Below are 23924 nucleotides of genomic sequence, written 5' to 3'. Positions count from 1 at the left end.
CTACGCCTTCCTCAGCGCTGGAGTGAAGCGGAGCATCACCGGCACCCAGCGGCCATGCTGGTCAACCGGGATGGCAAGATGACGTTCTCTTTCTAACTACCGGTGATCGAGCTCTCACCTGGTGTGCCGCCGAACGGGTCCAGTCCTTGCGGCATCCTCCAATGCGTCGGCCATGAGAGGGGGCGCCCGCCTCCGTGGCTTGCAGTCAGTCCCAGTGCCCGCTGCCCGTGGCGACCTTGGGGGCCTCCGTCGGGGCAGGCTCGCTCGCGCAACATGTGTCGGCGGTGTCGAGTGCCGCGCTCTTGCCCATCTGATCAGCGTCACCCTTGACGACGTAGACCTCCCAGGGCTCCTTGCCGGGCCCGTGGACCCAGACCTTGTCCTGGAGGGCATAGCAGCAGGATGTGTCGTTCTCCTCGAAGGTGGCGAGCCCCGCGTCCTTCAGGCGGTCGGTGGCGGCGGTGACCTGATCGGCGGACGTCACCTCGACGCCGAGGTGATCCAGCCGCGTCTCCTGCTCCGCCTCGCCCTCGATCAGGACGAGCTTCAGCGGCGGCTCGGTGATCGCGAAATTGGCGTATCCGGGGCGGCGCTTGGCGGGCTCGACACCGAAGAGCTTGGAGTAGAACGCCACCGAAGCGTCGAGGTCGGGCACGTTCAGGGCGAGCTGCACGCGAGACATGACGAGGACTCCCATCGGGTTGCATCGATGTTCTTCGATGCAACATTGCGCCTTGGATCGAAAAACGTCAACATAGAAGCATGTCGAAACAAGAGCTTGCGGTGCTCGGTCAGGACGGCCTCGACGGCTGCTGCCCGGGACTGCTGACCGCTCCGCTGGACGAGGCGCAGTCCGTCGAGCTGGCGAAGGTGTTCAAGGCGCTGGGCGATCCGATCCGGCTGCGGCTGCTGTCGATGATCGCTTCCCGGGCCGGAGGTGAGGTGTGCGTATGCGACCTGACCCCGGCCTTCGATCTGTCGCAGCCGACGATCTCCCATCACCTGAAGCTGCTACGGCAGGCCGGGCTGATCGACTGCGAGCGCCGTGGCACCTGGGTCTACTACTGGCTGCTGCCGGAGATGACCGACCGGCTCGCCGGGATCCTCACCCGCCCCGCCGGGCAGCCTCTGCCCGAGCCTGCCGGGACGGCGGGGGACGCCTGATGACCGCCGACCCCATGACGGCGTCCTCGGCCGATCCGGTCGCCGCGCGCTTGTCGTTCGTGGATCGCTTCCTCGCGGTGTGGATCCTGCTGGCGATGGCGGCCGGCCTCGGCCTGGGGCGGATCGTTCCCGGCCTGGGCGACGCCCTGGCGAAGGTGACCGTCACAGGCGTCTCGCTGCCCATCGCGCTCGGCCTGCTGGTCATGATGTACCCCGTACTGGCCAAGGTCCGCTATGACCGCCTCGACACGGTCACCCGGGATCGGCGCCTGCTGATCCCCTCGCTCGTACTGAACTGGATCCTCGGCCCGGCCATCATGTTCGCGCTCGCCTGGCTCTTCCTGCCGGACCTGCCGGAGTACCGGACGGGCCTGATCATCGTCGGCCTGGCCCGCTGTATCGCCATGGTCATCATCTGGAACGACCTGGCCTGCGGCGACCGCGAAGCCGCCGCCGTCCTCGTCGCCCTGAACTCCGTCTTCCAGGTGATCGCCTTCTCCGCGCTCGGCTTCTTCTACCTCACCGTGCTGCCCGGCCGGCTCGGCCTGGAACAGACCGATCTCGATATCAGCGTGTGGGAGATCGCCCGCAGCGTGCTGATCTTCCTCGGCATCCCCCTGGTAGCCGGGTTCCTCACTCGTCGCCTCGGCGAGAGAACCAAGGGCCGAGCCTGGTACGAGACGAAGCTCATCCCGCGCATCGGCCCGTTCGCCCTCTACGGGCTGCTGTTCACGATCGTCGTCCTGTTCGCCCTCCAGGGCGACGCGATCACCTCACAGCCGATGGATGTGGCGCGGATCGCGGTGCCGCTGCTGGTGTACTTCGCCGTGATGTGGGCCGGGTCCATGGCACTGGGCAAGGCGGTGGGCCTGGACTACCCGCGTTCAACGACGCTGGCGTTCACCGCTGCGGGCAACAACTTCGAACTCGCCATCGCCGTCGCCATCGCGACCTTCGGTGCCTCGTCCGGCCAGGCCCTGGCCGGAGTCGTCGGTCCGCTCATCGAGGTGCCCGTACTGATCGGCCTCGTCTACGTGGCTTTGGCCGCCCGCCGCTACTTCCCCCAGCCCACCGCCATGACCGCCGAGCACGCGCCCGCCCAGGAAGGTTCCACCCGTGACTGACCCCCAGAACCCCGAGAAGCCGTCCGTACTGTTCGTCTGCGTCCACAACGCGGGCCGTTCCCAGATGGCAGCCGCCTTCCTCACCCATCTCGCGGGCGACCGCATCGAAGTCCGCTCCGCCGGTTCGGCACCGGCCGACCACGTCAACCCCGCGGTGGTGGAAGCCATGGCGGAAGTCGGCATCGACATCGCGGCGGAGATCCCGAAGGTGCTGACCGCCGAGGCCGTGCAAGCCTCGGACGTGGTCATCACCATGGGCTGCGGGGACGCCTGCCCGTACTTCCCCGGCAAGACCTACCTGGACTGGAAGCTCGACGATCCGGCGGGGCGGGGTGTTGCGGCGGTGCGGCCGATCCGTGACGAGATCCGGGCCCGCGTCCAAAATCTCATCCGCCTCGTCGGCCCCGACCCCGTCCGCGGATTCACCGCAAACGACCGCGGGTGACCCTCGACGCGAGGGTCACCCGGATCGCCGGTCTGGCAAGTTGTCACATACGTACGGGGCTTGAGCGGGGTCGGCCCCGGTGGCGGAGGCCGGTCAGCGGGACGCGGGCGGGATGCTCTGCTCGTACTGGAAGACGTTGTGCGGGTCGTACTTCGCCTTGACCTGCCGCAGCCGGTCGAAGTTGGCACCCCAGTAGGCGGTTTCCCAATCCTGCATTCCGATGTTCGGAACATTCACGTAGGCGCCATTCACATAGGGCCGCAGCGCCTGGCTGAACTCGGCGATCCATGCCTGGGCCACCGGGGTGAGCGCGTCACCGCTGCCCGGTTCACCACGAGTCCCCCAGCCGGCGCCCGGCTCGGAATAGAAGAGCGCGTCGCGATGTGGGAACGCCGTGCCGCCGCGGGGCGGTCTCCGCACCGCACCGCCGAATGCCTGGGTGAAGAAGTTGCTGTCATCCGTGGGGGCGTCGCGCATGAATGCGGAAATCACACTGATCGCCCGCTTCGGGAATGGCTTGGTGGTGAACTGCGAGAAGAACTTCCAGTTCGCGGGCTCGTCCTCGGTCGGAATCTGGAATCCCGCGTATACGTCGCCCCAGTTACCGACTTGCACCGAGACCTCGGGGCTGCCGACCGACAGGATCGGGGCCAGCAGCCGCTGCGCCTCTGCCGCCGAGCCTTCCGCGAGAACCCCGAACAGCAGAATCTGGTTCCGGTGGATCTCAAGCTGGGTGCCGAGGCGGATATCGGCGCTCGGCCCCGTGTGCTGCCATGCGTCGAAGACCCCCTGAAGGTTCCCGATGCCGTCCCAGGTCGCTTGCAGATAGGCGACGCTGTTCAGCGGAGCCGCCTTGTAGGTGAGCGAGGTGACGATCCCGAAGTTGCCGTTCCCCGCCCCGCGGAGCGCCCAGAGCAGGTCCGAGTGGTTCCTCAGGTCCGCATGGATCACCTTGGCGCAGTCGGTGCCCGACGCGGCGACGACCTCGGCCCCGATCAGGCTGTCGCAGGCCATGCCGAGGTAGCGGGTGAGGAAGCCGAAACCGCCGCCGAGCGTCGCACCGGAAAGGCCGACGCTGCCCTCCGTTCCGGTCGTCACCGCGAGATCCTGCTGCGCGAGTGTGGTGACCGCTTCCAACTGGTTGAGGCCGGCGCCGACCTTCGCGGTACGAGCGGCGGCGTCGATGTGGACCGATTTCAACTCGCTGACGTCGATCACGATGCCATTGTCCACATTCGACCAGCCCTCAAGACTGTGGCCGCCGCTCCGCACCCGCAGCGCGACATCGTGCTGCCGGGCCCAGGTAAGGGCATTCACCACGTCCTGGGTGTTCTGGGCGTAGACGATGACCAACGGATAGTGCACAAAAAGCTCGTCCCAGCCGAGGCTGGCATCCGCGTAGCCGGGGTCGTCGGGATGGACGATACGACCGGTCAGCTTCGCCGGACCGCATTTCGCGCCCCCGGACATTTCACTCGCGGCGCTCGCGACCGAGGCTTCCGCGACCGAAACGCCAGGGAGAACGACCGCACCGGCGCCAGCGGCCGCCGTCGTCCTGAGCAGACGACGGCGGGAAAAGTCGTGCATAGTTCATATCCTCTCGACCGGGCCGCGCCAATACTCGGCCAAGGAAAATCGTGTTCACCAGCCGGACGCGTTCAACCCTTTGCGGACGATCTCTCGGAGCCGCAGGCTAACAAGGCGATCAAAAGCGATTCCGCCCAACACGCGGGTCGAGGATCATGATGACTCGCCGAAAGGCGCGTAAGCGGGAATTCATTGATCCAGTCGCCTGGTGCATGACGAGACCAAGACCGAAGCCTCAACGGCCACCCTGCCGCTTCCCGCGATCCGTATCACGGCTCTCCGGACGCGCAGGAAGGACCAGGAAGCGGCCAAGCAAGCGGCCGGAGAGCGGTGGACGGACTCGGAGAGCTACACGCACGTCCCGTCCGAGGCCACCCGTAAGGCGCCGCGGAGGCTCGGCAAACACCTGGGGAAGCAAGATCCGAAGTAGTTGCTGTACTTCGCTGCTGTACGGCACCAAAAAGCCCCCGCCGAATTTCCCCGGCGGGGGCTTTGAGCTGCGGTGGACCTGAGGGGATTTGAACCCCTGACCCCCTCGATGCGAACGAGGTGCGCTACCAGTCTGCGCCACAGGCCCTTGCAACGAGTGAAACTCTAGCATCCCCTCCGGGGTGCTTGGTAATCCGTTCCTCGCTGGTCAGTGAAGGGCCCGTCACTCGTTGGCAGCACGCGGCCGGTCCTCGTCGGCGTACTGGTCGAAGAGGGGAGTGCGGCCGCGGTCGCGGGCGCCGCGGGGCGGGGTGGCGGCCGGGTCCGGGGCCGGGGCGGGGCTCTGGGCGGAGGTGGGATCGACGGTGCTGGACCGGGCGGAGCTCCAGGCGTCGGGGGCGGCCAGGTCGACGCTGCCGGTGGCGCGCGGGGCGACGGGGGCGGTGACGTAGGTGGGCAGCGGGACGGGCACCGGCTCCCAGCCCGCCCCGGCGGCCGGGCCCCGCTCGCGTTCGCGCTCCTGGTCCACCCACTCGGCGTGATCGGTCTGCTCGACCAGCGCGCGGCGCCCGGCCGCGTGCCGGGAGGGCACGGGTGCGGGGGCGGGCTCGGCCTCGGCGGGGGCGGGAGGGCCTGCGGGGCCGTCGTCGGCGGTCCGGCTCTCGGCGGGCGGATGGGCCCGGGGGCGGCGCTCCCGCAGCCGCTGCGCGGCCTGCTCGGCGTGACGCTGGTCCATGGTGAACGCGAAGCGGCGGCGCTCCTGGGCGCGGAGGTAGGCGATATAGGCGCTGAGCAGTATGGCCGGGATACCCGGGGCCCACAGGAAGGCGAGGCCACCGACGGCGGCGGCGATCGCGCCGAGGGTGAAGGCGAGGAAGAGCATCACGGTGGTGCGGCGGCGGCGCGCGAGCACTCGCGCGCGCCGTCCACGGTCCAGCGCGCTCCAGGCTCCGCTGCCGCCCGCGCCTCCCGTGCCGCCCGCGCCACGTGCACCGCTCGCGCCCCCGGCCGCGGGTGCCGGCGCCGCCTCGGAGGGGGCTTCGGCGGCGGGAGCGGGGGCGGGGGCGCGCAGGGTTACGGGGTCGGCGAAGGCCCGGACGTCGACCGCGTCGGTCACCGCTTCCGGGTCGGCCGCGTAGCGCCCCGGCCCGGACACGGAGGCGCCCCCTGCGACGGGGGCGTCCGCGTCCTCGGCGGTGCGCTCCACGGGGTCGTCCGCCGGGTCCCCGGGGCGCTCGAGGTCCGCACGGCTCTTGGCGTAACGGCGCTCCATGCCCGCCCGTCCGGACAGCAGCCGGATGGCGGTGCTGAAGCGTTCCGTCGGACGGGCCTCATTGAGCTCGTCCTGCCTACGAAGCCACATCGGCACCAAATAGGCGGCCCAGGCCCCGACGATGACTGCGTAGATGAGGCCACTGCTGCTCACGCTCACACGGTAGAGGGGTCCGCATGAGGCCATCTGCCAATTGGCGCGGTGTGTCGCACGATCTGGCTGATATCTCGAAAGTTTTTTGTGATTGATGGGATGACCAGGCTGGAAATGTTCTCCCGTTATTCGAACAAGTATTTTATTTCTGTGACGCGCCTGGTCGGGTCCGGTGCCACCGGCTCAGCAGTCCCTCGGACAGTTCCTCCACCGTGAGCGCGTAGACCAGGTGATCCCGCCATGCGCCGTCGATGTGGAGATAGCGCGGCCGCAGCCCCTCCTGGCGGAATCCGAGTTTCTCCACCACCCGGCGGCTGGGCAGGTTCTCGGGCCGGATGCACACCTCGACGCGGTGCAGTCCGACGGCACGGAAGCAATGGTCGACGGCGAGCGCGACGGAGGTCGGCATCACTCCGCGCCCGGCCACCGACTGGTCGATCCAATAGCCGACATGGCCCGAGCACATCGACCCCCAGGTGATCCCGGCGACCGTCAACTGCCCGGCCAGCCGCCCCTGGTACTCGATGATGAACGGCAGCATCCGCCCCGCGTGCGCCTCCGCCCGCAGATGGCGGACCATCTGCCGGTAGGTGGGCCGGTGGGTGACGGGGCCGCCCGGCGGGGGCGGCGGGATGGTCGCCTCCCAGCGCCGCAGCCACTCCCGGTTGCGCTGGTTGACCTCGCGCCAGGCGCGCTGGTCGCGCAGCTTTATGGGGCGGAGGACGGTGTCGCCGTCCGCCAGTGCGACCGGCCAGGGGGCGTTCAGCGCGCGCTCCCGTCCGGCCCCGCGGAATCGGCGGGGGCAGCGGGGTCGGCGGGTCTGCGGTGGTCCCCGCCGTGGATCTGGTCGACCGCGTGGGCCAGGAGGCGGCCGAGCACCTTGAGGCCGTCACGCACGCCTCCGGTGGAGCCGGGCAGATTGACGACCAGGGTGGTGCCGGCGACCCCGGCGAGCCCCCGGGAGAGCGCGGCGGTGGGCACCTTGGCGAGTCCCTCGGCGCGGATGGCCTCCGCGATGCCGGGGATCTCGTAGTCCAGGACGGCGCGGGTGGCCTCCGGGGTGCGGTCGGTGGGGGTGAGACCGGTGCCGCCGGTGGTCACCACGACGTCGTACGAGGCGGCCACGGCGTCCCGCAGGGCGGCTTCCACCGGATCGCCGTCGGGCACCACGCGCGGGCCGTCCACGGCGAAGCCGAGGGCGGCCAGCCCCTCGGCGATCAGCGGGCCCCCGGTGTCGGCGTAGACCCCGGCGGCGGCGCGGTTGGAGGCGGTGACGACCAGGGCGTGGCGGTGTGGCACCGCTGAGCCGCTCATGTCCGGCTCCAGTCGCCGGACTTACCGCCCGTCTTCTCCTCCACCCGGACGTCGGTGATGACGGCTCCCTTGTCGACGGCCTTGACCATGTCGATCACCGTCAGGGCGGCGACCGAGACCGCCGTAAGGGCCTCCATCTCCACGCCCGTGCGGTCCGTGGTCTTCACGGTGGCGGTGATCTCGACGGCGTCGTCGGCGACAGCGAGGTCCACCGTGACGCCCGACACCGCGAGCGGATGACACAGCGGGATCAGGTCCGGGGTCCGCTTGGCGCCCATGATGCCCGCGATCCGGGCGGTGGCGAGGGCGTCGCCCTTGGGGAGGCCCTCGCCGCGCAGCAGTTCCACGACGCGCGGCGCGACGCGTACGCGGCCGCTCGCCCGGGCGGTGCGCGCGGTGACGTCCTTGGCCGAGACGTCGACCATGCGGGCAGCGCCCGACGGGTCGAGGTGGGTGAGATGGTCCTGGGCGCTGCTCATCGTTCTCCCGGTCCGGGCCAGGTGGCTCCTGTGTGGGACGACACCGTACCCGCCGCTGGTGGCGGCTAGGCCAGCAGGACGACGTCCACCTCGGCGCCGGGGGAGACCTTGGTGACGTCCTCGGGGACGACGATCAGCGCGTTGGCGTGTGCCATGGCCTTGATCAGGTGCGATCCCGCGCCGCCCACCGGGCTGACGGTGGCCGGGCCGTCGATCGTGGCCGGCTCGTACCAGCCGCGCAGGAACTGGCGTCTGTCCTTGGGCGAGGAGGCGACGCCCTCGGGGCAGACCGCCCGCTCGATGGTGCGGTGGATGTCGGTGCCGCCCAGCATGGTGCGGATGACGGGGCGCACGAAGAGCTCGAAGGAGACGTACGAGCTCACCGGGTTGCCGGGCAGGGCGATCAGCGGGGTGTCCTCCGGGCCGACGCGGCCGAAGCCCTGGGGCTTGCCGGGCTGCATGGCCAGCTTGCGGAAGTGCACCTCGTGCATCGCCTCCTTGACCACGTCGTACGCGCCGACGCTGACCCCGCCGCTGGTGACGACGACATCGGCGCGGACCAGCTGGTCCTCGACGGCGGCGCGCAGCGTCGCCGCGTCGTCGGCCACCGCGCCCACCCGGTAGGCGATCGCGCCGGCCTCCCGGGCGGCGGCGGTGAGCTGGAAGCTGTTGGAGTCGTGGATCCGGCCGGGGCCCACCTCCTCACCGGGCTGGACCAGCTCGCTGCCGGTGGAGATCACGACCACCCGCGGCCGGGGCCGCACCTTCACGGTGGCGCGGCCGAGCGCGGCCAGCAGCCCGATCTGCGGGGCGCCCAGGAGCGTGCCGGCGCGCAGCGCGAGCTCGCCCGCGTCCGCGTCGCTGCCCCGGGTGCGCACGTGCTGGCCCTCCCGCACCGGGCGGAAGACGCGCACCCTGCCGCTTCCGCCGTGGGGGTCCGAGCCTCGTGCGGGCATATGGGTGACCGGCCCGCTGTCGAGGCCGCCGTCGGTCCACTCGACGGGGACGACGGCCTGGCCGCCGGGCGGGGTCGGGGCGCCGGTCATGATCCGGGCCGCCTCGCCGGGGCCCACGGCGGGCAGGTCACCGCTGCCCGCCGCGATGTCGCCGACGACGGTCAGCACCGCGGGATGGTCCTCGGTCGCGGCCGCGACATCAGCCGTACGGACGGCATAGCCGTCCATGGAGCTGTTGTCGAACGGCGGAAGCGCGCCGGGGACGGTGACGTCCTCCACCAGGACACAGCCCTGGGCTTCGAGCAACTGCAGCTCGATGGGCTCCAGCGGGTGGACGTGCCCGAGGATGTCGTCGAGGTGCTCGGCCACCGTCCAGACCCGGTCCTGGTCCGGGCCGTGATCGGCGGCCCGTTCTGCGGTGCTGCTCAAGGTGCTACATCTCCTCGGTGACGTAACTGCGAAGCCATTCCCGGAACTCCGGGCCCAGGTCTTCACGTTCGCACGCGAGTCTGACAATGGCACGCAGATAGTCGCTACGGTCGCCTGTGTCGTAGCGGCGTCCCTTGAAGACGACGCCATGCACCGGGCCGCCGAGGTCCGGACTGGAGGCTAGCGCCTGCAGGGCGTCGGTGAGCTGGATCTCGCCACCGCGGCCCGGCTCGGTCCTGCGCAGCACCCCGAAGACGGCCGGGTCGAGCACATAGCGGCCGATGACGGCGTAGTTGCTGGGCGCGTCCGCGCGGTCGGGCTTCTCGACCAGGCCGGTGACCTGGACGACGTCGTCGTCCACGGTCGGCTTGACCGCCGCGCAGCCGTAGAGGTGGATCTGTGCCGGGTCCACCTCCATCAGGGCGATGACGCTGCCGCCGTGCCGCTCCTGGATGTCGACCATGCGGGCCAGAAGCGGGTCGCGGGCATCGATGAGGTCGTCGCCGAGGAGGACGGCAAAAGGCTGGTCACCTACGTGCGGGGCGGCACAGAGCACGGCGTGGCCGAGGCCCCTGGGGTCTCCCTGGCGGACGTAGTGCATGGTCGCAAGGTCGCTGGACTCCTGGACTCGGGCGAGTCGGGTCTCGTCGCCCTTGCGGGTCAGTGCCTCTTCGAGCTCGTAGTTGCGGTCGAAGTGGTCTTCCAGGGGTCGCTTGTTACGACCGGTGACCATGAGGACGTCGGACAGTCCGGCGGTGACGGCTTCCTCGACGACGTACTGGATCGCCGGCTTGTCGACGACCGGCAGCATCTCCTTGGGGGTGGCCTTGGTGGCCGGAAGAAAGCGGGTTCCGAGCCCCGCGGCAGGGATGACAGCCTTGCTGATCCGAGTACGCGATTGAGTCATGTTCCGAACCCTATCCGGTCCCTTTGGGACGAATGATGAGTATTCGGTGAATATGGCATGAGACAGGGAGATTGCGCACCCAGTGATCAACTTCGACAGTAGTAAGCGCTCATTGCGGAGACGTCACCTGACGATGAGGTCCAGGTTGACGGCGGATGACATCGAGAAGGCCGACGCCGCTCTGGCGTGTCGTGCCCTGGAGCTTCCCGAGATCGCCGGGGCGGCCACGGCGGCAGCCTATGTGTCCGTGGGGAGCGAGCCCGGTACGCACGCCCTGAGGGAGGCCCTGCGCGCCCGGGGGGTGCGGGTGCTGCTTCCGGTGCTGCTCGAGGACGACGATCTCGACTGGAGCGAGGACGAGGGGCCGGAGCGGCTGGTGCCCGCCCGGCGCGGCCTGCTGGAGCCCGAGGGGCCGCGGCTCGGCCCCGAGGCGGTGACCCGGGCGGACGTGGTGCTGCTGCCCGGGCTCGCGGTGGACCGGCGCGGGATGCGGCTGGGCCGCGGCGGCGGCTCGTACGACCGGGTGCTGGCCCGGCTGGCGGGCGCGGGGGCCGATCCGGCGCTGGTGGTGCTGCTGTACGACGGTGAACTGCTGGACGAGGTGCCCGAGGAGGGCCACGACCGCCCGGTGCACGCGGCGGTGACCCCGTCGGGCCTCCACCGCTTCACGCCGCGGCCCCGCTGAAGGCGCCCGGAGGCGTCTCCCGGCGGGGCCGCGAGGTTCGGCGGGCCCGGGACCGGCCGGGGGCGAAAACGCCCCTCAGACGGCCGCCGGGCCCTTCAGAGCCCCGCGCGGGGGCCCGGGGTCACTACGGGGTGAGCGCCAGCTCGTCCTCCGTCGACTTGTCCACGGCGCTCTTGTTGAACGCCCAGGGCAGCAGCTCGCCCTTCGCCCACTTCTCGGTCTGGTCCGTGTAGTGCGCGTTGTAGGCGTGACCGGAGGCGCCGGTGAGGTTGATCCAGCGCGACTTGTCGAGGTTGTCGAGGTTGACGACCATCCGCATCGACGGGACCCAGGTGACGTCGTAACCGCCCGCCGCGTTCCAGCCGGTGGCGTTGACCGCCGCCTCGCCTCCCGAGAGGTTCCACGGACCGCGGTTGAGGAGCCACTGCACCACGCCGGGGCCATCGGTACCCAGGGTCTGGTTCTTCAGCGTCAGCCGGTGCAGCCGGCCCCAGCTCCAGCTGTTGATGTCCTTGCCCAGCTTGGCGGTAAGCTCGGAGCGCGCGGCCCGCATGGCCTGCCCGAGCAGCTCGTCACGGTTGGTGGCGCCGGGATCGTTGCGGGTGCCCGCCGTCTTCCACCAGTTGTTCTTCGGATCCTTGATGATGTCGCGCACGACCTCGTACCAGCGGTCGCCGCCGTCCGGCTGGGCCATGTCGGCGTCGCGCTTACCGCATTCGCGCACCAGCCGGGCGTTGCCGTTCAGGTCCTCCAGCGGACCCGAGTCGTCGGCCGGGCGCACCCGCAGGCACTCCCCCTTGACCCGCAGTTCCTTGGGGAGCTTGTCGCCGAAGGCCAGCTTGAGGGTGTTGCGCCAGACGGCGTTGAAGTACGCGGCGGCCGCCGAGTCCGAGTCCTGGGTGTAGTCCCAGCTCTCCAGCAGCTTCTGCGCCTGCCGTACGTAGTCGTCCTTGACGTCGATCTTCAGCAGATAGGGCGTCAGCACCTTGGCGATCTCGCTGCTGTTGTCCATCTGCAGGGACTGCATGTCGTCCGTGGAGATCTTCCCGCCGTCCTTGGTCTTCGACTCGATGAGGTCGGTGATGCGCTGGCTTCGCGCGCCGTACCCCCAGTCGTCGGTCAGCAGATACGGGTAGTTCTTCTTGTCCACGACGGCCTGGTTGGCGGTGACGATATAGCCGCGATCGGGGTTGAGCTCCCAGGGCAGCGCCGACTGCGGGATGTACTTGCCCCACTTGTAGCGCGAGTCCCAGCCGGGCGCCGGATAGCGGCCGTCGCCCCTGGAGCGGACCGGGATCTGGCCGGGCGCCTGGTAGCCGATGTTGCCCTTGGTGTCGGCGTAGATGAGGTTCTGGGAGGGGACCGCGAAGTCGCTGGCCGCCTTACGGAAGTCGCTGAAGTTCTTCGCGGTGTTCAGCTTGAAGACCGCGTCCATCGTGTTGGACGGGGTGAGCGCGGTCCACTTCAGCGCCACCGCGTAGCCGTCGCCGCGGTCGGGGGCCACATCATCGGCGCCGCTGCCCACCGGGGCGTCCTTGCCGACGGAGGTGAGCTCGTCATCGCGGTCGGAGACGATCGGGCCGTTGTTGGTGGTGCGGACGGTGATCGTCCGGCTCTTGCCGCCCGCGACCTTGATGGTCTCCTCGCGGGTGGTGAACGGGAGCTGCTTGCCGTCGTAGAGATAGCCGTTGTCGGTGACCTTCTCCAGGTACAGGTCGCTGACGTCGGCGCCCAGGTTGGTCATGCCCCAGCTGATGTCCTGGTTGTGACCTATGACCACGCCGGGCAGGCCGGCGAAGGTGAAGCCCGCCGCGTCGTACGGACAGGCGCTGGTGACCTGCTTGCAGTGCAGCCCCATCTGGTACCAGACGGACGGCAGCTGGGGCGCCAGGTGCGGGTCGTTGGCGAGCAGCGGCTTGCCGGTGGTCGTGTACTTGCCGGAGACGACCCACGAGTTGGAGCCGATGCCGGTCCCGTTCGGGCCGAGCAGCGCCGGGACGTCGTCCAGGGTCTTGGAGAGCGAGGAGAGCTGGCTCTGCAGCCCCTGAGCGGCTCCGGCGGCCCCTCCGTCCGCCGTGCCGCCCGTACCGCTCGTGGAGCCCGCCGGGGTGGCCTTGGGGTCGAACTCGTCCGTCAGCTCGTTGACGCCGCCGACCTGGACGATCGGCTTGTTCCGGCTGTACGGGTAGGACGGGTAGAGCTCATCTATCTGCTTGGCGCTGAGCCTGCTGGAGGCCAGGGCGCGGTCCACCTCGTCCTGCATGTTGCCGCGCAGGTCCCAGGCCATCGCCTTGAGCCAGGCCAACGAGTCGACCGGGGTCCACTTCTCGGGCTTGTAGCCGTCGTTCTTGAAGTCCAGGGCCGCGTACTCGACGGACAGCGCATCGCCCTGGTGGTCCTTGAGATAGGCGTTGACGCCGTCGGAGTAGGCCCGCAGATACTTCTTGGTGGCGGGCGACACCTTGGTGTCGTACTCCTGCTTGGCCACCCGGTGCCAGCCCATGGTGCGCAGGAACGCGTCGGTCTCCACCTGGCCGGAACCGAACATCTCCGAGAGCCGCCCGGCCGTCATATGACGGCGGACGTCCATCTCCCAGAAGCGGTCCTGGGCCTGGACGAACCCCTGGGCCCGGAAGAGGTCCTCGGAGGTACCGGCGTAGATCTGAGGTATCCCATAGCCGTCACGTTTGACCTGAACGGGGCCGGACAACCCCTTCAGCTGCAGCGATCCCGTGGTCTCCGGGAATGAGGCACGAACTGTACTGATGCTCCAGTACGCGCCGTAGCCGACGCCCCCGACGAGCAGCAGCACGACTGCGATCACGATCAGGCGGAGACGTCGGCTCTTCTTCTTTTTGGGAGAAGAGCCGGTTGTGTTGGCGGGCATCGCTGTCCTTCGAGGGGCAGGGTGAACCTGGAGTGCTGGAGCAACCATAGGCGCAGCGCTGTCGCCACCCCTACGCGGAGTCATGACTGACGCTTCGCACCGGCCACCGACCGGGCTCGTACACCTCGGCGAAGGCTCCTAGTGGGAGGCTCGCGTCAAGATCCCGTAAAATGTTAGGTAAGGCAATGAAGTTCCGGTCGGCGGGGACCTGTTCGCAGCGTTCCCTCCGCTCCCGTGAGAAAGGGTCGGCCCCTGACTGTTCACCACCTCAATGAACTGCTGTTGATCTGCTCGCTCGTCCTGCTTTTCGCGGTGGTGGCCGTAAGGATCTCCTCGCACAGCGGACTGCCCACGCTGCTGATCTATCTCGGGATCGGCGTCGCGATCGGCACGGACGGGATCGGCGTCACCTTCAACGACGCCGAGCTGACGCAGGTCCTCGGCTACGCCGCGCTGGTCGTCATCCTGGCCGAAGGCGGTCTCGGCACGAAGTGGGGCGAGATCAAACCCGCCCTGCCGGCGGCCGCCGTCCTGTCCACCGTGGGTGTCGCGGTGAGCGTGGGGCTCACCGCGACCGCAGGGCACTATGTGGTGGGACTGGACTGGCGACAGGCGCTGATCATCGGCGCGGTGGTGTCGTCCACGGACGCGGCGGCGGTCTTCTCGGTGCTGCGCACGGTGCCGCTGCCCAAGCGGCTCACGGGCATCCTGGAGGCCGAGTCGGGCTTCAACGACGCCCCCGTGGTGATCCTGGTGGTCGCCTTCTCCAGCCAGGGCCACATGGAGTCCTGGTACGCCCTGATCGGCACGATCGCCCTGGAGCTGGCGATCGGCGCGGTGATCGGCCTCGCGATCGGCTGGCTGGGCGCGTACGGGCTGCGGCATGTGGCACTGCCCGCCTCGGGTCTGTACCCGATCGCGGTGATCGCCATCGCGGTGACCGCCTACGCGGGCGGTGCGCTGGCACACGGGTCCGGCTTCCTCGCCGTCTACCTCGCCGCGCTCCTTATGGGCAACGCACGGCTGCCGCACTGGCCGGCGACGCGCGGCTTCGCCGAGGGGCTGGGCTGGCTCGCCCAGATCGGGATGTTCGTCCTGCTGGGACTGCTGGTCACCCCGCATGAGCTGGGCGATGACGTCCTGCCCGCCCTCGCGGTCGGGCTGGTGCTGACCGTGGTGGCCCGGCCGGTGTCGGTCCTGCTCAGCACGGCGCCGTTCCCGCTGCTCTGGCGGGAGAAGGCGCTGCTGTCCTGGGCCGGGCTGCGCGGGGCGGTGCCGATCGTCCTGGCGACCATCCCGGTGGTCAGCGATGTGCCCGGCAGCAGCCGGATCTTCAACATCGTCTTCGTGCTGGTGATCGTCTACACCCTGGTCCAGGGGCCGACGCTGCCCTGGCTCGCCACCCGGCTGCGGCTCGAGGAACCCGAGCCGGCCGACCTGGGCATCGAATCGGCGCCCCTGGAACGGCTGCGCGGCCATCTGCTGTCGGTGTCGATCCCCCAGGCGTCCAAGATGCACGGCGTCGAGGTCGGCGAGCTGCGGCTGCCCACGGGAGCCGCGGTCACCCTGGTGGTCCGGGGCGGGACCAGCTTCGTACCACTGCCCTCGACGATGCTGCGGCGCGGTGACGAGCTGCTCGTGGTGGCCACGGACCCGGTGCGCGACGCGGCGGAACGGCGGCTGCGGGCGGTGGGCCGGGGCGGCAAGCTGGCGGGCTGGCTGGGCACGGGAGCGGGCTGAGGGGGCGGGAGCGGGGGCCCGCCGGGGCTCGCGAGGGCCCGGAACGAGAGCCGGGACCGGGAGCCGGCAGCGGGCCTCGGACGGTGGGTTCGGTCACCGTATATCCCGTCCCAGTGGACTGACGCGCAGGAATACTGCACTATGGAGCGTCGTTAGCACTCATTGAGTGAGAGTGCCAGGAGGAAGAACGTGCCGACCTACCAGTACCAGTGCACCGAGTGCGGCGAGGGCCTCGAGGCGGTGCAGAAGTTCACCGACGACGCGCTCACCGAGTGCCCCAACTGCGAGGGACGCCTGAAGAAGGTGTTTTCCGCGGTCGGCATCGTGTTCAAGGGCTCCGGGTTCTACCGGAACGACAGCCGCTCCTCTTCCAGCAGCACGAGCGGCGGTTCCAGCAAGTCGGCGGCGAAGAGCGACAGCTCCGACTCGTCGTCTTCCTCGTCTTCGTCCTCGGACTCTTCTTCCTCGTCCTCCTCCTCGACGTCTTCGTCGTCGGGGTCTTCGTCGTCCTCGGCGCCCTCCTCGTCTTCGTCGTCTTCGTCGTCGAGTTCGGCCGCCTGACCCGGCCACCTCTCTTCGGCTTCATCGGCACCCCGCCGCCTCCACCGGGAGGAGGCGGGGTGTCGTTCGTGCGGACGCGGGTGGCTAGGGTGATCGCATGGTCGAGACCAGCAGGCAAGCAGACATAGGGGTCATCGGGGGATCGGGGTTCTACACGTTCCTCGACGACGTGACCGAGATCACTGTGGAGACTCCCTATGGGGCGCCGAGCGACTCGCTCGTCCTCGGCGACATCAAGGGGCGACGGGTCGCCTTCCTCCCGCGGCACGGCCGCAAGCACCACCTGCCGCCGCACCGCATCAACTACCGCGCCAACCTCTGGGCCCTGCGCTCGCTCGGGGTGCGGCAGGTCTTCGGCCCGTGCGCGGTGGGCGGGCTGCGGCCGGAGCACGGACCCGGAACGCTGCTCGTCCCCGACCAGCTGGTGGACCGCACGAAGGCGCGTACGCAGACCTACTTCGACGGCGAGCCGCTGCCGGACGGCCGGATTCCGAACGTGGTGCACACCACCTTCGCCGACCCGTACTGCCCGGTGGGGCGGAACGCGGCCGTGGACGCGGCGCGCGGACGCGGCTGGGAGCCGGTAGACGGCGGGACGATGTGCGTGATCGAGGGGCCGCGCTTCTCCACCCGGGCCGAATCGCGCTGGCATGCGGCGCAGGGCTGGTCGGTGGTCGGCATGACGGGCCACCCGGAGGCGGTGCTCGCCCGTGAACTGGGGCTCTGCTACACCTCGTTGACGCTGGTCACCGACCTGGACGCGGGAGTGGAGACCGGTGAGGGCGTCACCCACACCGAGGTGCTGAAGGTCTTCGGGGAGAACGTGGGCCGACTGCGTGAGGTGCTCTTCGACGCGGTGGGCAAGCTGCCGGAGACCTCCGCGCGGGACTGTCTGTGCACCCACGCCCACGACGGCTGGGACCTGGGGATAGAGCTTCCGTAGGGGCGGTGCGGGGTGGACGGGTAGACGCGCACGGCGGCCACTGTGGGGCGGGTGTCGCTCGCCTGGGTGACCGAGTTGTCCACAGCCCGGTGGCCGTCCACAGGCCCAAGCGGGATCGGGTGGGGGCGGGCATGGTGAGGGGGCCAGAAGCACTCGGTCCCTCACGGCAGGCGGTGATGTGCCATGTCCCATCCGTCCCCCACCCTCGCGTTACCCCGCTCCGCTCCCCCGGCCCGCGCGGTGCCCCGCTTCGATCCGGTGCGCACCGAGCGCTCCGGCGGATTCCGGCTGCGGCGGGCCGTGCGGCGGCGGCGCCGCACGATGGCGGCCGGGCTGGCGCTGACGGCCGCCGCACTCGCGGCCGCGGCACCGCCCGGCCGGGGCCACACGGACACGGAGTCCTCGCGGGCGCCCGCTCCGGCGGGCGAGGAGCGGCGGGGCGGCCCGCGCCCCGCCATGGTGTCGGCGCCGGTCCGGATCGCCGACGCGGCTGCGGTGCGGCTGCTGCACCGCGGCGACCGGGTGGATGTGCTGGCCACCCCGCTCCCGGACGCCGCACGGACCGGGTCGTCCGGTGCCACGGCACGGGTGGTCGCACGTGGGGTCCGGGTGGCCGAGGTGCCGGGATCCAGGAGCGGCCCCGCGGCGGGCGGCCGCTCGGCGGACGGTGGGACCGACGGCGGGGCGCCGGAGGCCGGTGCGGAGGTGGATGCGAGCGGTGACGGCGGCGGGGCGCTGGACGGAGGCAGCACGCTGGACGGCGGCGGGGCGCTGGTGGTGCTGACGGTTCCGCGAGCGGACGCCACCGCCCTGGCCGGGGCCGCGGCCGGCTCCCGACTGGCGGTGACGCTATGCCGCTGCTGACTCCCCCGGCTCCCCTGATGTCCCTCTCACCTGCGGGTGTAGGTTGCGGAACCGTCCGCTCCAGCACCGACGCGGCGAGAGAGAGGCAGTGGGTTGAGCCAGGAGAAGGTAACCGAGGAGAAGAAGAGCGTCATGGAAGGGTTCAAAGCCTTCCTGATGCGCGGCAATGTGATCGATCTGGCCGTCGCGGTCGTCATCGGAGCCGCCTTCACCGCCGTCGTGAACTCGATAGTGAAGGGCCTCATCAACCCCATAGTCGGAGCCTTCGGCACGAAGGATCTCGAGAAGTACCGCTCCTGCCTCGAGGCGCCCTGCGAGACCAACGCCGCCGGCGATATCGTCCACGGCATTCCGATCCTCTGGGGAAGCGTGCTCTCGGCAGTGCTGACCTTCCTGATCACCGCGGCGGTGGTGTACTTCCTGATGGTGCTGCCGATGTCGCGCTATCTGGCGCGCAAGGCCGCCAAGGAGGCGAAGGCGGAGGAGGAGCAGGCCGTCGCGGAGGCCGAGGAGATCCTTCTGCTGCGCCAGATCCGCGACGAGCTGGTGGCGCAGCGCGGCGCGGCCGTCGACGGTGGCGGCAGCGGCTCCAGCGCCTAGGGACCCGTCAGAGGTGGTGGGGCGGCTTCTCGTCGAGGAACCGGGCCAGACCAGCGGCATCGTCGGCGCTGTCACCGCCGGGAACCCGCTCACCCCACCCGTGGTCCGTATCGTCCGACGACCGCTGCGCCAGTGGATCGTCGAAGATCAGCGCGGCGGCCGGATCGCGCGGTCCAGGGGCAGGGGCGGTGTTCATGCCTCAAGAGTACGGCCCGGGCAGCGGCTCGGTGTATCGGCCGAGCTCGTCGTGCCACCACAGGTCACGCCCGGGCGTCCAGGACACCGGGCAGGCGAGCCGGTGGACGACCAGCACGGACCGCACCCCGGGGCAGCCGGCCAGCGCACGGTCGACCTGCCGCTTGAGCGGCTGCAGCTCTCCGCGGTGCTGCCCGGCGTCCGCAGTGATGACGACCTTCGCGTCGACCTCCCTGATCCGCTCGCGCAGCTCATGGGGGCGCAGCCCCACGGGGAGGCTGGCGCGGACGACGTCGAGCCGTCCGCAGGCGAGCGTGGCGATCACTGACTCGGGCACCAGCGGCAGATGGACCGCCACCCGGTCCCCGGCGCGGACGCCGAGCCGGGTGAGTGCGGCGGCGGCCCGCGCCGCCTGGTCGAGCAGCTCGGCATGGGTGAGCTCCTCGGTGCAGTCCGGCTCGCTGATCCAGCGGAGGGCGACCCGGGCGGCCCGCCGAGTGTCGGCGGCCAGTGTCGGGAGCTCCTCCGTCCGAGACGTACGGGGCACGGCGGTCTTCTTTCGGACGGGGGCGAACGGCATACAGTCCAGACTGCTGTCACGCCATCAACGTCTGATGAACGCCTTCTATATGAGAGGTCCTCATCCCGTCCTGGGGCCTTCGCCGGCGATCGCGGGCGGGCGGACAAGGGAGTGGTTCGCGCCTCGGCACCCGACCATGCCATGGCTTCCCGTGCTACGCATAGCTTCCATGGATGCCGAGCGGACAAACTCCGAATCAACCCCCACCGGTCCGGCCGACGGCCTGACGGATGTCCACGGACTGCGGGTGGGCCATGCCCGGCGGTCCGGTGGCGGCCGGTTGACCGGGACGACCGTGGTGCTGGCCCCCGAGGGCGGTGCGATCGCCGCGGTCGATGTGCGCGGCGGTGGTCCCGGTACCCGGGAGACCGATGCCCTCGATTCGAGGAATCTGGTCCAGCGCGTCGATGCCATCGTGCTGACCGGCGGCAGCGCGTTCGGGCTCGACAGCGCCTCGGGGGTGGCCTCCTGGCTGGAGGAGCACGGCCGAGGCTTCCGGGTCGGTCCCGATCCGGCGCAGGTCGTTCCGGTGGTCCCGGCCGCCGCCCTCTTCGACCTGGGCCGGGGCGGCGACTGGCGGGCCCGCCCGGACGCCGCGCTGGGGCGCGAGGCGATCGAGGCGGCGGCCGGTTCGGAGGCCGGGGCGCCGGTCGCGCAGGGCAATGTGGGGGCGGGCACGGGCGCGGTGGCCGGTGGGCTCAAGGGCGGCACCGGTTCGGCCTCCACGGTGCTGCCGTCCGGCGTCACGGTGGCCGCGCTGGCGGTGGTCAACGCCGTGGGATCGGTCGTCGATCCCGGTACGGGTGTGCTGTACGGGGAGCACTACGCGCCGTCGGACGAGGGCGGGCCCCGCAGGCCCGGTGCGGCCGAGCACGCGGAGGCGATGCGCCGGCTGACCGCCGCACGGGCCGAATCGGAGCGGCGGCAGGCCGCGTCGGTGCGGCCTCCGCTGAACACCACGCTGGCCGTGGTCGCCACCGATGCCGTGCTCACCCGGGCCCAGGCGCACAAGCTGGCGGGTACGGCGCATGACGGTTTGGCGCGGGCCGTCCGGCCGGTGCATCTGCTCTCCGACGGCGACACGGTCTTCGCCCTGGCCACCTGCGGGCGCCCGCTGATACCGGAGGGCGGCCCCGAGGGCTCCGAGGATCCGGCGTTCGGGGTGCACCGGGAGAGCGGCGCGCTGAACGAGGTGCTGGCGGCCGGGGCGGATGTGCTGACCCGGGCGGTGGTCAAGGCGGTGCTCGCGGCGGAGACCGTGGACGGCCCGGGCGGTGCCTTCCCCGCGTACCGGGATCTTTACAGCCGCTGATCCGGCCCGTTGCTCTCCCGGCCGGAGGGAAGGAAGCGTTCGGCCGGGCGGGAAACGGGCCGGAGAGACGGAGAGGATGGGGGCTTCACATGGACACCGATCTGCTGATCGTCGGGGGTGGCCCGGCGGGCTGCGCCGCCGCCGTGATGGCGGCGAGCGTAGGGATGCGCTCGGTGCTGATCGAGTCGGGCGACGCGGTGTGCGGGGCGCTGCGGCGCATCCCGGTGGTGAGCAATGTCCTCGGAGTCACCAACGGCCCGGATCTGGCAGCGGCGATCGAGGCCGATCTGGCGCGATGTGATCTGTGCCGGGTGGATTTGGACAGCCGCGCCACGCTGATCGATGCCTTCGACGACCGCGTCGAGGTCTCGGTCGAGCCCGCGGCGCCGGTGGGGCCCGCGCGGGGGCCCGGAGCGCGGCTGGCCGCTCCGTATGTGGTCGTCGCCACGGGGGTCGGGCCGCTGGGCCCTGAGGGCGCGGGATGGCTCGGGGGCGTGGCGGGCCGGGCGCTGCCACCGCTGTGGGAGGCGGACCCGGCGGCGTTCGACGACCGGACGGTGCTGGTCCTGGGCGCGGACCGGCCCCTGGGCACCGTGGCGCGGGCTCATCCGGAGCTGAGGACCCGCTTTGTGGTGGCGTATCCGCCCGAGGACGCCTACAAGACCGAGGAGATCCGGCGGGACTCGCGGGTGGAGCTGGTGGCCGTGCGGCGGCTGGAGTTGGGGCCCTCCTCGGCACCGGTCACCGCCGAGGTCCGGACGGTGGAGGGCGAGCGGCGGGTCCTCACGGCCGATCTCGCCTTCCTCAACCTGGGCAGCGCCCCGGCGCCCCCGGCCGGGGCCGTGGCCGCCGACCGGTCCGGGTACTGCCCTCCCGGGAGCCAGCGCCCGAGGGTCTTCACCGCCGGTGATCTGCGGTCGGCTCGCTTCCAGCGGATCGCGACCGCCATGGGGTCGGGTGGCGAGGCCGCGCTCGGCGCCTACTACGCCTCGCGCGGCCTGCCCACAGAGACCGGGGATCTGCCCACGCAGACCGGGGATCTGTCCACGGAGACCGGCGGCCCGCCCATGGACGTGGGCGGGCCGCCGGACCCGGCAGGGGGTGGCTGAGATGCGGTCAGGCCGCGACCGCCACCTTCGACTCGTCCTCGGTGGTACCACCCGGGGCGGCCTTGCCGCCCGCTTGGCCGGTGGCCTCCGCCTCCGCCGTCTTCCGCAGCCCCTTGAGGAAGACCACCAGACCGGCCGAGACCACCGTGCCCGCCACGATGGCCAGCAGGTAGAGGAACGGCTCGCCGATCAGCGGGACCACGAAGATGCCGCCGTGCGGGGCGCGCAGCGTGCAGTCGAAGGCCATCGACAGCGCACCGGTGACGGCACCGCCCACCATCGACGAGGGGATCACCCGCAACGGATCCGCCGCGGCGAACGGAATGGCGCCCTCAGTGATGAAGGAGGCACCCAGCACCCAGGCGGCCTTTCCGTTCTCCCGCTCGGTCTTGGTGAACAGCCGTCCGCGCACGGTGGTGGCGAGGGCCAGTGCCAGCGGCGGGACCATACCGGCGGCCATCACCGCGGCCATGATCTTGAGGCTTCCGGTGGAGGGGTCCGACACCGCGATACCGCCGGTCGCGAAGGCGTATGCCACCTTGTTGACCGGACCGCCGAGGTCGAAGCACATCATCAGGCCGAGGAGGACGCCGAGACCGATGGCGTTGGCGCCGGAGAGGCCGTTGAGCCAGTCGGTCATCGCCTCCTGCGCGGAGGCGATGGGCTTGCCGATCACCACGAACATCAGGACGCCGACGATCGCCGAGGAGATCAGCGGGATCACCACCACCGGCATGATGCCGCGCAGCGCCGCCGGAACCTTGAATCGCTGGATGCCCATGACGACCGCGCCCGCGATCAGACCCGCGACCAGACCGCCGAGGAATCCGGCCTTGATGGTGGTCGCGATGTAGCCGCCCACGAAGCCGGGGACCAGACCCGGACGGTCGGCCATGCCGTAGGCGATATAGCCCGCCAGGACCGGCACCAGGAAGGTGAACGCCGCACTGCCGATCTGGAAGAGCAGCGCAGCCCAGCTGCTGGTCTCGGCCCAGACGAAGTGGTCCGCCACCGACTTGGCACTCGCGATCTCGTAACCGCCGATCGCGAAGGCGAGCGCGATCAGCAGACCGCCCGCGGCGACGAACGGGACCATGTAACTGACGCCCGTCATCAGCCACTTGCGCAGCCGGGTGCCGAAGCCGTCACCGGCGGGACCGTCCTCGTCCATCGGCGCCGAGCGCCCCGCCGCGCCGTCGGCCGGTGCGCCGACCTCGCCGCGTGCGGCCTTCGCACGCGCCTCGGCGATGAGTTCGGTGGGGCGGTTGATGCCCGCCTTCACTCCGACGTCCACCGTCGGCTTGCCCGCGAAGCGGGCCTTGTCCCGGACCTCCACATCGTGGGCGAAGACCACCGCGTCGGCGGCGGCGATGGTGGCCGCGGGAAGCTTGTCGAATCCGGCCGAGCCCTGGGTCTCGACCACCAGCTCGACCCCGGCCTCGCGGCCGGCGTTCTCCAGCGCCTCGGCGGCCATATAGGTGTGGGCGATACCGGTCGGGCAGGACGTGACGGCGACGATCCGGAAGGGGGTCACCGGCTCCGAGGCGCTGGCCTCAGCAGCGGCGGGCTCAGCGGTGGCGGGCTCAGCAGCGCCGGGCTCACCTGCTCCTGCGGGCTCCTCGGCCCCCTTCGGCCCGGCTCCCGTTCGCTCGGCCTCCGTCCCCTCGGCGGCGGGTGCGCTCTGCTCCTCGCCGCGGATCAGGGCGGCCGCCCGTTCGGGCCGGTCGGCCGAGCGCAGCGCATCGGTGAAGTCGGCGTTCATCAGCTGCCGCGCCAGGCTCGACAGGATGGTCAGATGGTCGCTGTCCGCGCCCGCCGGGGCGGCGATCAGGAAGATCAGATCGGCCGGCCCGTCCGCCGCGCCGAAGTCGATCCGGGCCGCGCTGCGCCCGAAGGCCAGGGTCGGCTCGGTGACATGTGCGCTGCGGCAGTGGGGTATGCCGATGCCGCCGTCCAGGCCGGTCGGCATCTGCTCCTCGCGCGCCGCCACATCGGCGAGAAAGCCGTCGAGGTCGGTGACCCGGCCGGCCGCGACCATGCGTTCGGCGAGCGACCGAGCGGCGGCTTCCTTGGTGTCGGCGGACAGGTCAAGGTCGACCAGATCCGCGGTGATCAGCTCACTCATCTCGCGGCTCCCTTGTGTGCGGTGCCGCCCTGGGGGAGGCGGGCGGACGGAGTGGGGATTGGG

24 protein-coding genes and 1 tRNA gene are annotated in these 23924 nt (G+C 70.7%); 12 read left to right on the top strand and 13 right to left on the bottom strand.

Features of this window, described 5'->3' with window-relative positions; translation table 11 throughout:
• Positions 1-205: 205 nt before the first annotated feature.
• A complete protein-coding gene (locus tag CGL27_RS29205) occupies positions 206-682 on the bottom strand; it encodes an ArsI/CadI family heavy metal resistance metalloenzyme (RefSeq protein WP_119994605.1) in 477 nt (158 codons plus the stop codon).
• Between the two features lie 80 nt (positions 683-762).
• Between CGL27_RS29205 and CGL27_RS29200 the strand changes: the two genes are divergently transcribed.
• From CGL27_RS29200 to CGL27_RS29190, 3 genes are read left to right on the top strand one after another with little or no spacing between them, the layout of a single operon-like run.
• Positions 763-1164 carry a metalloregulator ArsR/SmtB family transcription factor gene (locus CGL27_RS29200; RefSeq protein WP_119991042.1) on the top strand — a complete coding sequence of 134 codons (402 nt, stop codon included), beginning with the start codon at positions 763-765 and terminating at the stop codon, positions 1162-1164.
• Positions 1164-2288: an ACR3 family arsenite efflux transporter gene (gene arsB, locus CGL27_RS29195; protein WP_205587766.1), complete on the top strand. Its 1125-nt coding sequence runs from the start codon at positions 1164-1166 to the stop codon at positions 2286-2288. The genes CGL27_RS29200 and arsB overlap by 1 nt, the downstream gene beginning before the upstream one ends.
• Complete coding sequence (locus CGL27_RS29190) at positions 2281-2733, top strand: arsenate reductase ArsC (RefSeq protein ID WP_119991040.1); 453 nt, start codon at positions 2281-2283, stop codon at positions 2731-2733. The genes arsB and CGL27_RS29190 overlap by 8 nt, the downstream gene beginning before the upstream one ends.
• 93 nt (positions 2734-2826) lie before the next feature.
• On the opposite strand, the gene CGL27_RS29185 is transcribed toward CGL27_RS29190, so the two are convergent.
• Entirely contained in the window at positions 2827-4320 is a 1494-nt protein-coding gene (locus tag CGL27_RS29185) for an FAD-binding oxidoreductase (protein WP_119991038.1), read from the bottom strand.
• 208 nt (positions 4321-4528) lie between these two features.
• Here CGL27_RS29185 and CGL27_RS29180 point away from each other — a divergent pair, with 208 nt between their 5' ends.
• Entirely contained in the window at positions 4529-4750 is a 222-nt protein-coding gene (locus CGL27_RS29180; protein WP_205587765.1) for a hypothetical protein, read from the top strand.
• 73 nt (positions 4751-4823) lie between these two features.
• Here the strand turns inward: CGL27_RS29180 and CGL27_RS29175 are convergent.
• The 7 genes from CGL27_RS29175 to galU form a co-directional block, all read right to left on the bottom strand.
• Positions 4824-4897, bottom strand: a tRNA-Ala gene (locus CGL27_RS29175).
• A 75-nt stretch (positions 4898-4972) separates the two neighbouring features.
• Positions 4973-6208 carry a gephyrin-like molybdotransferase receptor GlpR gene (glpR, locus tag CGL27_RS29170; RefSeq protein WP_205587764.1) on the bottom strand — a complete coding sequence of 412 codons (1236 nt, stop codon included), beginning with the start codon at positions 6206-6208 and terminating at the stop codon, positions 4973-4975.
• A 109-nt stretch (positions 6209-6317) separates the two neighbouring features.
• Positions 6318-6941, bottom strand: coding sequence for a GNAT family protein (locus CGL27_RS29165; RefSeq protein WP_078643108.1), 624 nt, complete (start codon positions 6939-6941; stop codon positions 6318-6320).
• The gene (locus CGL27_RS29160; protein WP_119991036.1) at positions 6938-7489 is read right to left on the bottom strand and encodes a MogA/MoaB family molybdenum cofactor biosynthesis protein; all 552 of its coding nucleotides are present in this window, start codon (positions 7487-7489) and stop codon (positions 6938-6940) included. Before CGL27_RS29160 ends, CGL27_RS29165 begins: the two co-directional genes overlap by 4 nt.
• Positions 7486-7968, bottom strand: coding sequence for a cyclic pyranopterin monophosphate synthase MoaC (gene moaC, locus CGL27_RS29155; RefSeq protein WP_014054375.1), 483 nt, complete (start codon positions 7966-7968; stop codon positions 7486-7488). The genes CGL27_RS29160 and moaC overlap by 4 nt, the downstream gene beginning before the upstream one ends.
• 65 nt (positions 7969-8033) lie before the next feature.
• On the bottom strand, positions 8034-9353 hold the full coding sequence (glp, locus tag CGL27_RS29150; RefSeq protein WP_119991034.1) for a gephyrin-like molybdotransferase Glp: 1320 nt from the start codon (positions 9351-9353) through the stop codon (positions 8034-8036).
• Positions 9354-9357: 4 nt separating this feature from the next.
• Entirely contained in the window at positions 9358-10260 is a 903-nt protein-coding gene (gene galU / locus CGL27_RS29145) for a UTP--glucose-1-phosphate uridylyltransferase GalU (RefSeq protein WP_119991032.1), read from the bottom strand.
• A gap of 85 nt (positions 10261-10345) precedes the next feature.
• On the opposite strand from galU, the gene CGL27_RS29140 reads away from it, so the two are divergent.
• Complete coding sequence (locus CGL27_RS29140; protein WP_162953326.1) at positions 10346-10945, top strand: 5-formyltetrahydrofolate cyclo-ligase; 600 nt, start codon at positions 10346-10348, stop codon at positions 10943-10945.
• A 124-nt stretch (positions 10946-11069) separates the two neighbouring features.
• On the opposite strand, the gene CGL27_RS29135 is transcribed toward CGL27_RS29140, so the two are convergent.
• The gene (locus CGL27_RS29135) at positions 11070-13832 is read right to left on the bottom strand and encodes a penicillin acylase family protein (protein WP_119991029.1); all 2763 of its coding nucleotides are present in this window, start codon (positions 13830-13832) and stop codon (positions 11070-11072) included.
• A gap of 234 nt (positions 13833-14066) precedes the next feature.
• On the opposite strand from CGL27_RS29135, the gene CGL27_RS29130 reads away from it, so the two are divergent.
• The 5 genes from CGL27_RS29130 (at position 14067) to mscL (ending at position 18540) form a co-directional block, all read left to right on the top strand.
• On the top strand, positions 14067-15572 hold the full coding sequence (locus CGL27_RS29130) for a potassium/proton antiporter (protein ID WP_078643103.1): 1506 nt from the start codon (positions 14067-14069) through the stop codon (positions 15570-15572).
• Between the two features lie 189 nt (positions 15573-15761).
• Complete coding sequence (locus CGL27_RS29125; RefSeq protein ID WP_119991027.1) at positions 15762-16133, top strand: FmdB family zinc ribbon protein; 372 nt, start codon at positions 15762-15764, stop codon at positions 16131-16133.
• Between the two features lie 97 nt (positions 16134-16230).
• Positions 16231-17076 carry an S-methyl-5'-thioadenosine phosphorylase gene (locus CGL27_RS29120; protein ID WP_119991025.1) on the top strand — a complete coding sequence of 282 codons (846 nt, stop codon included), beginning with the start codon at positions 16231-16233 and terminating at the stop codon, positions 17074-17076.
• 183 nt (positions 17077-17259) lie between these two features.
• On the top strand, positions 17260-17940 hold the full coding sequence (locus CGL27_RS29115; protein WP_240450674.1) for a hypothetical protein: 681 nt from the start codon (positions 17260-17262) through the stop codon (positions 17938-17940).
• 132 nt (positions 17941-18072) lie between these two features.
• Positions 18073-18540: a large conductance mechanosensitive channel protein MscL gene (mscL, locus tag CGL27_RS29110; RefSeq protein WP_119994601.1), complete on the top strand. Its 468-nt coding sequence runs from the start codon at positions 18073-18075 to the stop codon at positions 18538-18540.
• A gap of 7 nt (positions 18541-18547) precedes the next feature.
• On the opposite strand, the gene CGL27_RS29105 is transcribed toward mscL, so the two are convergent.
• Positions 18548-18736 (bottom strand): hypothetical protein, encoded by a 189-nt coding sequence (locus tag CGL27_RS29105; protein ID WP_014054365.1) that lies wholly within the window; start codon positions 18734-18736, stop codon positions 18548-18550.
• A 3-nt stretch (positions 18737-18739) separates the two neighbouring features.
• Entirely contained in the window at positions 18740-19282 is a 543-nt protein-coding gene (locus CGL27_RS29100) for an AMP-binding protein (RefSeq protein WP_240450673.1), read from the bottom strand.
• Positions 19283-19484: 202 nt separating this feature from the next.
• Here CGL27_RS29100 and CGL27_RS29095 point away from each other — a divergent pair, with 202 nt between their 5' ends.
• Positions 19485-20627 carry a P1 family peptidase gene (locus tag CGL27_RS29095; protein ID WP_119991023.1) on the top strand — a complete coding sequence of 381 codons (1143 nt, stop codon included), beginning with the start codon at positions 19485-19487 and terminating at the stop codon, positions 20625-20627.
• A gap of 89 nt (positions 20628-20716) precedes the next feature.
• Positions 20717-21736: an FAD-dependent oxidoreductase gene (locus CGL27_RS29090; RefSeq protein ID WP_119991021.1), complete on the top strand. Its 1020-nt coding sequence runs from the start codon at positions 20717-20719 to the stop codon at positions 21734-21736.
• A gap of 7 nt (positions 21737-21743) precedes the next feature.
• On the opposite strand, the gene CGL27_RS29085 is transcribed toward CGL27_RS29090, so the two are convergent.
• Entirely contained in the window at positions 21744-23861 is a 2118-nt protein-coding gene (locus CGL27_RS29085) for a fructose-specific PTS transporter subunit EIIC (RefSeq protein ID WP_119991019.1), read from the bottom strand.
• Positions 23862-23924 lie beyond the last annotated feature (63 nt).

This window comes from Streptomyces sp. 11-1-2 (assembly GCF_003595545.1).
In the GTDB taxonomy this organism is placed as follows: domain Bacteria; phylum Actinomycetota; class Actinomycetes; order Streptomycetales; family Streptomycetaceae; genus Streptomyces; species Streptomyces hygroscopicus_B.
The sequence above is the reverse complement of the archived record's forward strand: the minus strand, read 5'-3'. Positions and strand labels throughout refer to the sequence as shown.

What these genes read in the sequence shown, in the direction of transcription:
- moaC (WP_014054375.1), bottom strand. Translation starts at nt 7,968, where the DNA reads ATGAGCAGCGCCCAGGACCATCTCACCCACCTCGACCCGTCGGGCGCT.
- CGL27_RS29115 (WP_240450674.1), top strand. Translation starts at nt 17,260, where the DNA reads ATGTCCCATCCGTCCCCCACCCTCGCGTTACCCCGCTCCGCTCCCCCG.
- CGL27_RS29085 (WP_119991019.1), bottom strand. Translation starts at nt 23,861, where the DNA reads ATGAGTGAGCTGATCACCGCGGATCTGGTCGACCTTGACCTGTCCGCC.
- CGL27_RS29090 (WP_119991021.1), top strand. Translation starts at nt 20,717, where the DNA reads ATGGACACCGATCTGCTGATCGTCGGGGGTGGCCCGGCGGGCTGCGCC.
- CGL27_RS29185 (WP_119991038.1), bottom strand. Translation starts at nt 4,320, where the DNA reads ATGCACGACTTTTCCCGCCGTCGTCTGCTCAGGACGACGGCGGCCGCT.
- CGL27_RS29105 (WP_014054365.1), bottom strand. Translation starts at nt 18,736, where the DNA reads ATGAACACCGCCCCTGCCCCTGGACCGCGCGATCCGGCCGCCGCGCTG.
- CGL27_RS29200 (WP_119991042.1), top strand. Translation starts at nt 763, where the DNA reads ATGTCGAAACAAGAGCTTGCGGTGCTCGGTCAGGACGGCCTCGACGGC.
- CGL27_RS29120 (WP_119991025.1), top strand. Translation starts at nt 16,231, where the DNA reads ATGGTCGAGACCAGCAGGCAAGCAGACATAGGGGTCATCGGGGGATCG.
- arsB (WP_205587766.1), top strand. Translation starts at nt 1,164, where the DNA reads ATGACCGCCGACCCCATGACGGCGTCCTCGGCCGATCCGGTCGCCGCG.
- CGL27_RS29205 (WP_119994605.1), bottom strand. Translation starts at nt 682, where the DNA reads ATGTCTCGCGTGCAGCTCGCCCTGAACGTGCCCGACCTCGACGCTTCG.
- CGL27_RS29160 (WP_119991036.1), bottom strand. Translation starts at nt 7,489, where the DNA reads ATGAGCGGCTCAGCGGTGCCACACCGCCACGCCCTGGTCGTCACCGCC.
- CGL27_RS29095 (WP_119991023.1), top strand. Translation starts at nt 19,485, where the DNA reads ATGGATGCCGAGCGGACAAACTCCGAATCAACCCCCACCGGTCCGGCC.
- galU (WP_119991032.1), bottom strand. Translation starts at nt 10,260, where the DNA reads ATGACTCAATCGCGTACTCGGATCAGCAAGGCTGTCATCCCTGCCGCG.
- glpR (WP_205587764.1), bottom strand. Translation starts at nt 6,208, where the DNA reads ATGGCCTCATGCGGACCCCTCTACCGTGTGAGCGTGAGCAGCAGTGGC.
- CGL27_RS29135 (WP_119991029.1), bottom strand. Translation starts at nt 13,832, where the DNA reads ATGCCCGCCAACACAACCGGCTCTTCTCCCAAAAAGAAGAAGAGCCGA.
- mscL (WP_119994601.1), top strand. Translation starts at nt 18,073, where the DNA reads ATGGAAGGGTTCAAAGCCTTCCTGATGCGCGGCAATGTGATCGATCTG.